We start from the raw sequence: 13157 nt of genomic DNA on the forward strand, positions 1-13157 counted from the left end.
ATAAAATGTTAGATTGTACTAAGGGTTTATATATTAATGGTCAATGGGTAGAGGGTGTTAATACTATAAAAAATATTAATCCATCTGATATTGATAATGATCTAGGGGATGTAGCACAGGCTGATAAAAAACAAGTAGAGCTAGCTATTGATGCTGCTAAAGAGGCTCAAGTTTCTTGGGAAAAAACTCCTTTAGAAGAAAAGGCAAAATTGCTTTATAAAATCGGTGAATCTTTAATGAATAGAAGCGATGAGATTGGAAAAATTATATCCTTAGAAGAAGGAAAAACAAAAATAGAAGGAAAAGGAGAAGCGTTTAGATCAGGTCAATTTTTTCAATATTATGCAGCTGAAGTATTAAGGCAAATTGGGGAAAATGCAGCATCTGTAAGAAGTGGTGTTGATGTTGAGATTACAAGAGAAGCTGTTGGTGTTGTTGGTATTATTTCTCCTTGGAATTTCCCTATCGCAACAGCTTCTTGGAAAATAGCTCCTGCTCTTTGTTTTGGTAATAGTATAGTATGGAAGCCAGCTAATACCACTCCAGCTTCTGCTGTAGCTTTGGCTGAGATTATTCATGAGCATGGATTGCCAAGTGGTGTATTTAATTTAGTTTTAGGTAGTGGTGGGGAAGTTGGTGAGACTATTATTAATTCTAGAAATATCAACGCACTTTCTTTTACTGGATCTGTTGATGTTGGTAGAAAAATAGCACGTGCTACGGCTGCAAATTTTGTTAAATGTCAATTAGAAATGGGTAGTAAAAATGCCTTAGTTATTATGGATGATGCAGATCTTGATCTTGCTGTTGAGTGTGCTATTGCAGGAGCTTTTTCGGGTACTGGTCAAAAATGCACAGCAAGTTCTCGTTTGATTGTTATGGAAAGTATTCACGATACTTTTGTTGAGAAAATGGTTTCTAGAATGAAAACATTAAAGGTTGGCCATTGCTTAGATGATGGAATTTTTATGGGACCAGTAGCCGATAATAAACAATTTGAATCTAATTTCAAATGGGTTCAAAGAGCTAAAGATCTTGGAGCGGAATTGGTATTTGGTGGTGAAAAATTATCACTTGATAAAAATGGTTACTATATGTCTCCTACTTTATTTATTAATACTAAAAATGATTGGGATATTAATCAGGAAGAAATTTTTGCTCCATTAGCATGTGTGATTAAAGCAAAAGATTTACAAGAAGCTGTTGCGCTTAATAATGGTACTCGTTTTGGATTGACTTCAGGGATTGTAACATCAAGTTTAAAAAATGCAAACATATTTAAAAAAGAAGCAAAAAGTGGTTGTGTTATGATTAATCTTCCTACAGCTGGAACAGATTATCATGTGCCTTTTGGAGGCAGAAAAGAATCTAGCTTTGGTCCAAGAGAGCAAGGTTCTTATGCGAAGGAATTTTACACAGTTGTAAAAACAACTTATGTAAAAGCTTATTAAATGTTGTTTACAAAAAGGAGGTGGTTATGTTTGGGAAAGATATCATTATAGATGGTTTGCAATATTGCAAATGGGATAAAGAATATTTTAAATTTTTAAAATCAAGTGGTGTTAGTGCTGTGCATGTTACTTTAGTATATCATGAAAATGCTAGAGAAACACTCACTAGATTTGCCCAGTGGCATAGATTTTTTGAAGAATTTAACGAATATATATTGCCTGTTTTTTCAAGCGAAGATATTTTAAAAGCAAAAGCTCAAAATAAGGTAGGGATTTTTTTTGGAGCGCAAAATTGTTCTTTGATTGATGATGAAATAGGGTTAATATCTGTTATGAGACAGCTTGGTTTGTTGATTATGCAGCTAACTTATAATAATCAAAGCTTATTGGCTACTGGTTGTTATGAAAAAAACGACAGTGGTATCACTCGCTTTGGCAAACAAGCGATTGAAGAAATGAATAGGGTTGGTATGATTGTTGATATGTCTCATAGTAGTGATAGATCAACATTGGAAGCTATTGACATATCGTCTCGCCCTATATGTATATCTCATGCTAATCCTAAATTTGCGCACAATGGATTGCGAAATAAAAGCGATGAGGTGATAAAAGCTTTAGCTAAGAGAAAAGGTTTGATAGGTTTGTCTTTATATCCTTTTCATTTGCCAAATGGAAGTGATTGTGCATTGGATGATTTTTGTAAAATGAGTGCTGATTTGGCAGATATGATAGGGGTTGATCATATAGGTATAGGAAGTGATTTATGTTTAAATCAACCATTAGATGTATTAGAATGGATGCGCAATGGTAGATGGTCTAAGATAAAAGATTATGGCGAAGGTAGTGCTACTAATTCCACATGGCCTAAAAATGTGTCTTGGTTTAATGATACTAGTGGCTTATATAATATTTATAAAGGATTGACTAATTATGGGTTTTCTGAGAATGATGTAAAAAAAATCATGGGTCTTAATTGGCTTCATTTTTTACAAGATGGCTTAAAAGCTCAAACTTGCTAAGGAGTTAAAATGTTAAACAGTGCTCCTAAAAACAATACTCGTATTGATAAGTTGACTTTAATTTGTAGTAGTGGATTTTTGATGATATTTGTTGTAATAGCTTTAATTGATTCAAAGTTACTTAGTGCGATCGTTGAGTTTGGTTTTAATGTCTCAGCAAAATACTTTGGTGCTTATTGGCAAATTTTACTACTTTTGACTTTTATTATTGGGATCGGGCTTAGTTGGGGAAGAACAGGCGGCGTAGTTTTGGGTAATATTAAAAATCCTGAAATGAGTACATTTCAATGGATATCTATTATTATGTGTACTTTACTTGCAGGCGGAGGTGTTTTTTGGGCTGCTGGAGAGCCTATAGCTCATTTTGTTTCTCCATCTCCTGTATTTGGAAATACTAGTAATATTTTTCAAAAAATCACAGAAGCTCTAGCGCAATCTTACATGCATTGGAGTTTTTTATCTTGGGCTGTTTCTGGAACTATTACCACAATAGTGCTAATGTATTTACACTATGAAAAAGGCCTTCCTTTAAGACCTAGAACTATTCTTTATCCTATTTTTGGTGATAAAGTTATACACGGATGGATTGGTTCTTTAATAGATGCTTTTTGTATTGTGGCTGTTGCTGCTGGTACTATAGGACCTATAGGATTTTTAGGTTTACAAATTTCTTATGCACTAAATATGATTTTTCAAATACCAGATAATATAATCACTCAAATGAGTATTATTATTTTGGCTATTTTAGTTTATACTATATCTTCACTTAGAGGTTTAGCAAAAGGCATTCAAATTCTTAGTAAATGGAATGTTATTTTAGCTGTAGGTTTGATGTTTTTTATTTTTATTTTTGGTCCTACAAAATTTATTTTGGATGTTTATGTTCAAGGTGTTGGAACTTTGATACAAAATTTTATACCTATGGCTACTTATAGAGAAGATACTGTTTGGCTTGCATCTTGGACTTTGTTTTTTTGGGGGTGGTTTTTAGGATATGGTCCAGTATTGGCTATCTTTATTGCTAGAATTTCAAGAGGTAGGACTTTAAGAGAGCTTATTATAGCTGTAAGTATTTGCGCACCAATTATTACAATGTTTTGGTTTACTATTGTTGGTGGAACAGGATTGTATTTTGAAATAGAAAATCCAGGCAGCATAAGCTCTGCTTTTAAAGGTTTTAATATACCTGCTGCGTTAATAGCAATAACACAGTCATTGCCATTGTCAACATTTATTTCAGCATTATTTTTGATATTAGCAGCTATTTTTATTATTACAACTGGTGATTCTATGACTTATACTATGAGTGTTATTGTTAGTGGGAACACTGAACCTAGTAAGCTTCTTAGAGCTTTTTGGGGAATTTTAATGGGGGTATTGGCAATTATTTTAATATCTATCGGACAGGGGGGAATTTCGGCTTTACAATCATTTATAGTAATTACTGCTGTGCCTGTTTCATTTATATTATTACCAACCTTATGGAACTCTATACAGATTGCAATTAAAATGGCAGATGAGCAAAATTTACGTTAATACAAAAAAAGGAGACAAAATGAAAAATGATATGAAATTAAGAAGTCCACAAGAAGTCATGTCTTTAGAAAGACTAGGCTCTATGCACTCATCTAGACTTAGTTTTACTAGAACTTTGATGAGGAAAATTGCTCAAGAAAAATGGGTATTAAAAAATATTTTATGGGATTTAGATGATAAAGGATTTGGTGATGTAATATATCAAGTTAGAACACCTCATGGAATATATCATCTTGTTATATTTGCTAATTATATAAAAGATGAAGAAAGAAATGATAGAGTTATAGCAAATAAGTGGGATGTCACTTTTACTTTTGTAAATGGAGAAATTGATAGTGGATTATTGACTGTTTTAAAAGAAAATGTTCCACTGCAAGAAGCTGGTAGAAATTTTAACAATGCTTTTGTTTTAGCAAGGGCTAATAAAAGTGTAAGAATTTTTGAATATATTGTTAATTCTTTAGCTAATGGAAAACAACCTGATTTAGATGAACTAGCTAAAGTTGGTTATATATTAAGAACCACAGCTGTATATGGAAGTGGAAAATTTGGAATTTCTGATTTTGATAATCTGCAAAAAAATGGAGATTTTTCTCAGTCATTTTCTGCTGAAATGTGCGCTGTTTATATTGTAAGGCAATTTAGTTTAGATTGGGTAAATTATATAGCCAAACAGCGTGGTGGAGATAAAGCTGTAGAACTTGATAGAGATATTCAAAGATATTTAGGTGTGGGAAATGCTACTGGACTTGGTATGGCTCCTTATTTGATTAAACACCCAAAAGTTGTTGATAATTGGCTTTATCAAAGAGAATTAGCGTTGTCAAAAGTTATGCAACAAAAGCTTGATATGAGTAAGGCTAAAGAATTGATTGATTATTTAAAAAGAGCAAGTTTGCATCTTAAAGAAATAACAACAATAGATTCAAGGCAAGATAATTTAAACAAAATAGCTTCAAGTGAGCTTTCTTATATAGTAAAAGAAATAAAAACAAAAATAAATGCTTCTATGGTTATTGAGGAATTTGTAGAATATACAAAAAAATATTCTTTGGAAGCACAAGAAATCGTACTTTCGTGTTTATTAGAACTGTATCCTGAATTAGTTGATATACACGATAAAATGATGACAATCGATGAAACTCCATTAGAACTTACTGGTGTTAAAATTTCTGAAATTAAAAATGTAATAGAGAAAAAATATGATTGGGCTTTAGGTATTAATTTTGAAAATCCTGAAAATAATTATTGGTTTTGGTATATATCTGAAGAAAAAGAAGAGCCTAGGCTTGGAGTAAGAGGTATTGATAATGGAGATGAACTAGAACAACCTTTAGATATTGCTAGGCAAGTGGTTAAATTTTACAATGCTTTAAAAAATCAGGATGATTATTTACATATAAGTAAATTTTTATTAGAAAACCCTTGTTTTACATCTATAGCTAGAAGAGTTTGGACTATGGGAAATTGTGTAATGGGTGATATAAGGGCTAATGTTTTAGCAAAAGACTTTTTGCCTATGCATCTTTTAAGAGCTAAATTGTCTATGTTTGGTGCAACAAAGTATGATCCAAGATCAGATAGATGGGTTCAAGTGACACTGTTTCAGAATGCACCTTTAATGGATGAAATTCATGCTAATGAGTGGATGTTTCCATTATTGCCAAAAAATAAGCATAGTGTTTGTGATTTATCTAATAATAATGTTTATGTTTCCAAAAACGAACTTAAAGCTGCTTGTATTAAAGCTTATAATGGATTAAAATTAAATCTTGGAGAAGCTGATTTAATTGCATCTATGGTTATTGACATGCAAATGGCTGGATTAAATGGATTGTCAAATTTTCTTAAAGCTGTGCCTTATTTAAAAAGCGACAATTTAGATATAACATTAAATATTACAAATGAGTATTTAAGTGTTGATCTTAATCATCATAGCATATTATGTCATATTCAAATTATTATTGCGTATGCGCTTGATTTTTTAAATCAATATAATTCTTTAAATATAAAAATTACAAAATGTTATAATAGGTGTTTTGTGTATTCTCAGTTAAAAAGATTATCAAATAAAAATTTATATGTTAAAGCTTATTGGTATGACATAAAGCAATCTCAGTATGTGGAATACTTTATAAAAAATAATGAAGATTTTCCAGGTATTTTAATGAAAAATATACCTTGTGATTTAGATGAAAGAGCGCTTTATATTGAAATTTCTAAAAATCCTTTAATCAGAAATGATGAGAATGTAAGTATTTCTCATGATATTATTGAAAAAAATTACGAAGAGAGTGTTCAAAAAGGCATCTTACTACAAAAGAAAGAATGGGAGGAACTGTTGAAATATACAAAAGGAATTATGGTTCAATCTAGTGAGCAATCAAGAAAAGATGCTGGAGGTGTGGTTGAATCCTGATGTTTATGATATTGCAATATAATTATATTGCAATATCATGATATAGGAGTTAAAATTGAATTTAAAAAATATTTTTTTGATTGTTTGTTGTACGCTCAGTTTTGCTATAAATGCAAATGCGTTAAGTGAGGGTAAAGAGTATATTATTTTAAAAACACCTATCCCAAATGCGCAAAATTCTCTAATAGAGGTATTTTCTTATCGTTGTATTCATTGCTACACTCATCATCAATTTCATACTTTAGCAAAGGTTAAAGAGGTTTTGCCAAATTTAAAATATGATCTTTTTTCGGTAAGTTCTATGAGTGAGTATGGTGGGGCTTTAAATGAGATGTTTGCTTTAGCTTCTTTTAAAGAAAAATCCTTAGGTTTGGATGTTACTAGCGAAAAAAGTCTTACCTATAAGCTTGCTGATGTGTATTTTATAAGTCATTTTGAGCAAAAGTTAAATTTAAATAATCTTGATTTGTTTTATAAGATAGGTTTAAATGTTATCGGTGCTAGCAAAGAAGAATTGCAAAAATTTTTACAAACTAAAGAAGCCAAAGAGCTTTTAGCTGCTTATGGTGTGGCTAATGAAATTTCAAGAAATTACGGCACACCTGCTTTTGTAGTAAATGGTAAATATCAAATCAATCCTGAATACATTACTTCTTTAGAAGAACTAATCCGTATAGTTAAAGAACTTTCAGTTAAATAATACCTTTATTTTAAAGGTGTTATTGATCTTATAAAGGATAAGCATGAAAATTAAAAAAATCATCAGCTTAAGCTTGCTAGCTAGCGTGGTTTTAGCGCCAAATTTAGCTTTAGCTGTAGGTGGAGCAAGTGGGGCTAAGATAGATTATCAGGTGCAAGGAAAAATTGGAGCTATAAAGCTCAATCCTTATGGTTTATCCCCGCTTAGTGCTGTGATTATGGATGGAGGGTATAAACTAAGCGATGTAAGCGTAACTATAGTTCCAAAACCAAATGGGCAAACTATATCTTATAAGGTTAGCCCTAGTAAAATCAAAACTTATGGAGGAATTCCTATTTTTGGACTTTATCCATCGTATTTAAACACAGTAAAAGTAAGCTATACTAAAAGTGCTTTTGGAAAAAGTGAAAAAGTAATAGATGAGGTATATAAAATAGCAACAGGTGGGGTAAATATAGAGCCAAGTGGAAGTCTTATGCAAAGAGGTGTACCTTTTGAAAAAGTGGAAGTGATTAAAGTAGATAAAGAATTTGAAGATAGATTATATCTAGTAAATAATACTCCAGGAAAATACAGCGCAAAAAGCTCTCAAGCTATATGGAATAACCCAAGTGGTGGTGCTTTAGAATGGGATGAGGCTTCCAATGCCTTCATTGTCGATACAAAGGGTGAAATTCGTTGGTATTTAGATAATGATAAACTAATGGATAAAAATAATATTTATAATCGTGGTATTATGATGGGCTTTAGACAAAATTCAGATGGGGCATTAAGCTTTGGGTTTGGTCAAAGATATGTAAAATATGATTTAATGGGTAGAGAAATTTTTAACCGCCTTTTACCTTCTTCTTATATAGATTTTTCTCATTCTATGAGCCAAATGCCAAATGATAATTATCTTTTAAGGGCGGCTTTGGCTAATGTTAAGCGTCCTGATGGCAAAAATGTGCGCTCAGTGCGTGATGTGATAGTAGAAGTTGATAAAAATGGCAATGTGGTAGATGAGTGGAGGCTTTTTGAAATTTTAGATCCATATAGAGCTAATATTATCAAAGTTTTAGATCAAGGTGCAGTTTGTTTAAATGTAGATGTTTCAAAAGCGGGTAAAACTCTAAGCAATGAAGAATTAGCTAAAATGGATACAAGTGAAATTTTTGGGGATATAGCAGGCACTGGAGTAGGGCGTAACTGGGCTCATGTAAATAGTGTAGATTATGATCCAAGTGATGATAGCATTATCATTTCAAGTCGTCATCAAAGCGCTATTATAAAAATCGGCCGTGATAAAAAAGTAAAATGGATATTAGGAGCGCATAAGGGCTGGGGAGAAAAGTATAAAAAAGCACTTTTGCAACCCATTGATAAAAATGGCAAAAATATAATTTGTGAAGATGATTATAGCAAATGTCCTGGTTATAAAAATAAGGAAGGTGGCTTTGATTTTACATGGACACAGCACACTGCTTTTAGAATAGATGAAAAATCTAATAAAAGATATATTTACATTACAGCTTTTGATAATGGCGATGCAAGAGCTATAACACAACCTGTTTTTGCTTTGATGAAATATTCAAGAGCGGTTGTATATAAAATAGATCAAAAAAATAAAACCGTAGAGCAAATTTGGGAATATGGCAAACAAAGAGGTAATAAATGGTTTTCGCCTATTACTTCTTTAGTTGAGTATTATAAAGATAAAAATTCTATTATGGTTTATAGTGCTAGTGCTGGTATGGCTTTTGATTTAAGCAAGGGTGTTGCTATAGGAGAACCAAAACCTGAAATAGATGAGTTTAAATGGGGAGCTAAAGAACCTTCAGTACAAATTCGCTTTAGTGGAGCAAGTACTGGTTATCAGGCTATGCCTATTGATTTAGAAAAAGCATTTAAATAAAAAAGGGCTTTAAAACAAGCCCTTTGATTTTATAAATATCCTGCACCTAAAGCTAAGAAATAACCCACTATACAAGAAACAATTACACCAATTAAACCTGGTAAGATAAAGCTGTGATTGATGACGAATTTACCTATTTTTGTAGTACCTGATCTATCAAATTGTATAGTTGCAAGATCGCTTGGATAGGTTGGTAAAATATAATATCCATAGCAAGCTGCTGCAAAAGCAATGATAATACCTGGTTCAACACCAATTCCTAATGCAAGTGGCACAAAAGCTGCAATTGCTGCTGCTTGAGAATTAACAAATTTAGAAATTAATAAAAGCATAACTGCATAAGTCCAAGGGTGTTCTATAACAATATTTCCTAAAGATTCTTTCATCATAGGAGTGTGTACTGCAAACATAGTATCTGCCATCCAAGAAATTCCAAAAACAGCTACTAAAGCTATCATACCTGATTTAAAAATTTCATTTTTTGCAATTTTGCTTGCATCAAGCTTAGTAAAGATGATAAGTGCTGCACCTGCTAAAAGCATAAACATTTGAATTACTGCAACCATATTCATAGGTTTAGTAACGCCTTTTGAGGTAAATTGTGGTCTAAGTTCTGGGAAGGCTCCAAGTATAGCCACTATTGCAATAGCACCTAAGAAAATCCACATAGCTACCCATTGAATAGTTGGAAGTTTTTGTCCAAGAAGAGTTTTGCTATCACCATAGATGTATTCTCTTTGTTCTGGATCTTTAATTCTAGCTTGAAATTCTTCATCTTTATCAAGATCTTTTCCTCTAAACCAAGAAAAAATTCCTATAGCTAAAACGCCCACTAAAGTAGAAGGTATAGTAATAGCAAGTAAATCTACATAGCCATCAAATCCTGCTAAAGGATGTTTATTAATTTCTGGATTTAAAAGTAATGCAGTTAAACTTACAACAGCAACTGAAACAGGACTTGCTATAACTCCAAGTTGAGAAGAAATGCTAGAAGCAGCCATTGGTCTTTCTGGACGAATGCCATTTTTAATAGCAATGTCATAAATAATAGGCATCATAGTATAAACAACATGTCCGGTTCCACAAAGCATGGTCAGAAAGCAAGTTACAAAAGGAGCTAAGATGGTTAAAAATTTAGGATTTTTTCTTAAAACTCTTTCTGCAATTTGCAACATTACATCTAAACCACCACTAGCTTGTAAAGTTGCACTAGCAACAACAACAGCTAAGATGGTAAGCATAACATCAATAGAAGGTTTTCCAGGTGCTACAGCAAAACCAAAACTTAAAACTAATAAACCTATACCGCCTAACAAACCTAGAGCGATACCACCTTTTTTTGCCCCATAAAAAAGACAAATGAGAACTACGGCTAGTTGGATACTAAATTGAGTGCCTTCGCTAAGGCTAGTTAGCATTTCCATACTCTCTCCTTGTTTTTAAAATATGCGAGAGTATAGTGTAAGTTTTATTAATAGTAAATAAAATTTTTTCTTATTTAAATAAATATTTACCAATATTTTGAATTTGTTTGTCAAAATATTGGTTTTTTGCTTATTGGTAATTTTTTAAGACAGCAAAAAGAATTTTGCTGATTTTTTCAATAGAAGCTATTTCACATTTTTCATCTGTTGAGTGAGGGCTATGGATATTTGGGCCTATGGAGCAACATTCTAGTGGTTGTTTTTCACTTATAATACCACATTCTAAACCAGCATGTATAGTATAAAGCTTGGCGTTTGGATTTTCTTTTTTGAAATAACTTAGAATTTCTTCTCCAAAATTAGTATCTTTGTTGGTCCAAGGCGGATAAAAATTTGCACTTGCAACTTCACAATTTTGCATTTTAAAATAAGTTAAGGTTTCAAATTCTATATTTTTAAGCTCTTGTAAATCATTCGACCTTGCAAAAAGTTCAAAATGAAATTTATCTTCTTTTTCATAAGCTAATGAAAGATTGATACTTGTTTGGACTAAATTTAATTGATGATTAAAAGTTCTAACACCTTGCGCAAAAGCATTGATAAGATTTAAAATGATTTGAGAATTTTTATAATATGTCCTTTTGATTTTACCTATATAATTCACTTTAAAATGATTATTTTCTTTTGGGGGATTTTTAAAAAATGCTATGATTTTAGCATGTTTTGGTATAGAGTTGATTCTCTCACCTGCGTTAAACTCACAAAGCTCACCTTGGTTTTGAGTGATAAAATAACTTGCTTCTTTAATAGAAGATTTAATATTTTTAACAATATCAATCCCTGAATGCCCACCTTTAAAATCAATTGCTTCTATTTCATAGCATTCACCTTCTTTTTCGCCTATTTCTAAGTTTAAACTAGCAAAAATATCCACACCGCCAGCGCAACCTATAACAACTTCATCATCACTCTCATGATCTAAATTTAATAGTTTGTTTGAAATCAAAGCATGTGTAAGATTATTTGCTCCACAAAGGCTAACTTCCTCATCATTGGTAAAAAGACATTCAATATTTTCAAAGTCTTTTAAAGCTTGCATCATTAATGATACTCCTATGCCATTATCTGCACCCAAGCTCGAGTTTTTGGCCTTTAAATATCCATTTTCTTCATACATTTGTATATTAGGAGCCTCTCCCATGCAAACCATATCATAATGACTTTGTAAACAAATTTTAGGTTTTCCTTTATATGCATGGATATTACCTGCTTTATCAACGTTTACTCGGCAATTTTGACTTTTGGCAAAATCAATAAGAAAATTTTTTAATTCTTCAGTATGGAAACTACAATGAGGTATTTGAGTAATTTGTTTAAAATTTTGTATAATTTCTTGCATAAAATCTCCTTTTTGTTGTAATTATGGCATATTTTTATATAGATGAGGTTTAAATGAAAATTTCTCAAAAGCAAATTAAACTACTAATAACTTTACTAAAAGATCCAAAGAAATTTTTAATTGCACTTTTTTTATTTGCTTTTGCTTATATTTTAAATTATGATAGTGGCTCATACATTAATGCTAAAGTAAGTCGTGTAGTAGATGGGGATACTATTGAGGCTAAATTTGAAGATGAAAAACTTAAAATTAGACTTTTTGGTATAGATGCACCTGAAAGTGATCAAGCTTATGGAAAGATGGCTGCGCAATTTTTAAATGCAATTGTCTTGAATAAAGAAGTGGTTTTGAATGTAAAAGATGAGGATAAATATGGTAGAATTTTAGCCATTGTGTATTTAAATGATAAAGATATCAATCAAGTTATGGTTAAAAATGGTTTTGCTTGGGCTTATGAACATTATAGTGATTTATATGTAAATGAGCAAAATTATGCCAAAGAAAATAAAAAAGGTTTATGGGTAGATGAAAATCCTATAGAGCCTTACAAATGGCGTAAACAAATAAGATTAAAATAGGAAAAGAGATGTTTAAAAAAATATTTTTCATTGGATTTTTAGCATTATTTTTTGGTGGTTGTTTTGTAAATGAAAGAGGAATTTCAAACCGCTTTTATGATGATTGTAAAGAATATTATGATGCAAGCGGGACTTACCATAAAGAATGCCCAAAGAATTGGGTGGATTTACCTTTAACCCCCGATTCCTTTTAAAACAGCATTTAATTCCTCTGGAGTAGCATCTTGCTTGGAGGTTTCTTGTTGGTTTTGACTGCTAGAGCTTGTGCTTTGACTTTGTTTTAATTTAAATATATGATCATCTGTGGTGATTACTTGAAAAGATGCATCGAAAATTTTAATATCATTTACAAAGCCAACTACTTTAACCTCTCTTTTTCTTGAATCATCGCTAAATAGAGCACTTGCTTCAAGATTTAAAACATCTCCAACTTTTAAAGGCGCATAAAAAAAGCTTCTTGAGCCTATTAAGACGCTAAATTCTTTATTGATTGCAGCTTGAGCTATATAATTTGCCGCGTTAAATACAAAACCACTATGTACTAATCCTAGCTCATCTACTGCCATATCATGGGTTGTGATTAAGATACCTTTAGCAAAGTTTTTTTCTATATGAGAAATGCTTCCTGCTAAAGCATTATTTATCCCTGGACAAGTGATAAGTTCTGATTTAATGCGATTTAATTCTTCAGGGTCTATTAGCTCTTCTATAGTAACAGCACTTACTGTTCTTGCCAT

General features: G+C 31.6%; 11 protein-coding genes. 8 read left to right on the forward strand and 3 right to left on the reverse strand.

The genetic code is table 11. The annotated features are described in order from the left end of the window. The first annotated feature begins 5 nt into the window (after positions 1–5). Genes L8U98_RS05750 through L8U98_RS05775 form a run of 6 tightly spaced genes read left to right on the forward strand, consistent with a single transcriptional unit; the run spans position 6 to position 9019 of the window. Positions 6–1451 carry an aldehyde dehydrogenase family protein gene (locus L8U98_RS05750; RefSeq protein WP_263725220.1) on the forward strand — a complete coding sequence of 482 codons (1446 nt, stop codon included), beginning with the start codon at positions 6–8 and terminating at the stop codon, positions 1449–1451. 26 nt (positions 1452–1477) lie between these two features. Beyond that, on the forward strand, positions 1478–2470 hold the full coding sequence (locus L8U98_RS05755; RefSeq protein WP_263725221.1) for a dipeptidase: 993 nt from the start codon (positions 1478–1480) through the stop codon (positions 2468–2470). Between the two features lie 9 nt (positions 2471–2479). After that, on the forward strand, positions 2480–4006 hold the full coding sequence (locus L8U98_RS05760) for a BCCT family transporter (protein WP_214126123.1): 1527 nt from the start codon (positions 2480–2482) through the stop codon (positions 4004–4006). Positions 4007–4025: 19 nt separating this feature from the next. Beyond that, entirely contained in the window at positions 4026–6425 is a 2400-nt protein-coding gene (locus tag L8U98_RS05765; protein ID WP_263725222.1) for a DUF3726 domain-containing protein, read from the forward strand. A gap of 55 nt (positions 6426–6480) precedes the next feature. Then, positions 6481–7125: a thiol:disulfide interchange protein DsbA/DsbL gene (locus L8U98_RS05770; RefSeq protein WP_263725223.1), complete on the forward strand. Its 645-nt coding sequence runs from the start codon at positions 6481–6483 to the stop codon at positions 7123–7125. A gap of 43 nt (positions 7126–7168) precedes the next feature. After that, entirely contained in the window at positions 7169–9019 is a 1851-nt protein-coding gene (locus tag L8U98_RS05775; RefSeq protein ID WP_263725224.1) for an aryl-sulfate sulfotransferase, read from the forward strand. A gap of 29 nt (positions 9020–9048) precedes the next feature. Here the strand turns inward: L8U98_RS05775 and L8U98_RS05780 are convergent, their stop codons facing one another. Then, entirely contained in the window at positions 9049–10443 is a 1395-nt protein-coding gene (locus L8U98_RS05780) for an anaerobic C4-dicarboxylate transporter (protein ID WP_263663985.1), read from the reverse strand. A gap of 130 nt (positions 10444–10573) precedes the next feature. Next, positions 10574–11842: a M20/M25/M40 family metallo-hydrolase gene (locus L8U98_RS05785; RefSeq protein ID WP_263725225.1), complete on the reverse strand. Its 1269-nt coding sequence runs from the start codon at positions 11840–11842 to the stop codon at positions 10574–10576. Positions 11843–11895: 53 nt separating this feature from the next. Between L8U98_RS05785 and L8U98_RS05790 the strand changes: the two genes are divergently transcribed. Both L8U98_RS05790 and L8U98_RS05795 read left to right on the forward strand, forming a co-directional pair. Beyond that, positions 11896–12420, forward strand: coding sequence for a thermonuclease family protein (locus L8U98_RS05790; protein ID WP_263663983.1), 525 nt, complete (start codon positions 11896–11898; stop codon positions 12418–12420). Positions 12421–12428: 8 nt separating this feature from the next. Next, entirely contained in the window at positions 12429–12614 is a 186-nt protein-coding gene (locus L8U98_RS05795) for a hypothetical protein (protein WP_039668212.1), read from the forward strand. Here the strand turns inward: L8U98_RS05795 and L8U98_RS05800 are convergent. Beyond that, positions 12594–13157 carry a hypothetical protein gene (locus L8U98_RS05800; protein WP_263663982.1) on the reverse strand — a complete coding sequence of 188 codons (564 nt, stop codon included), beginning with the start codon at positions 13155–13157 and terminating at the stop codon, positions 12594–12596. The two genes, L8U98_RS05795 and L8U98_RS05800, sit on opposite strands and share 21 nt — an antisense overlap.

Origin of the sequence: Campylobacter sp. RKI_CA19_01128, from assembly GCF_025771175.1 — a bacterium.
Lineage (GTDB): Bacteria > Campylobacterota > Campylobacteria > Campylobacterales > Campylobacteraceae > Campylobacter_D.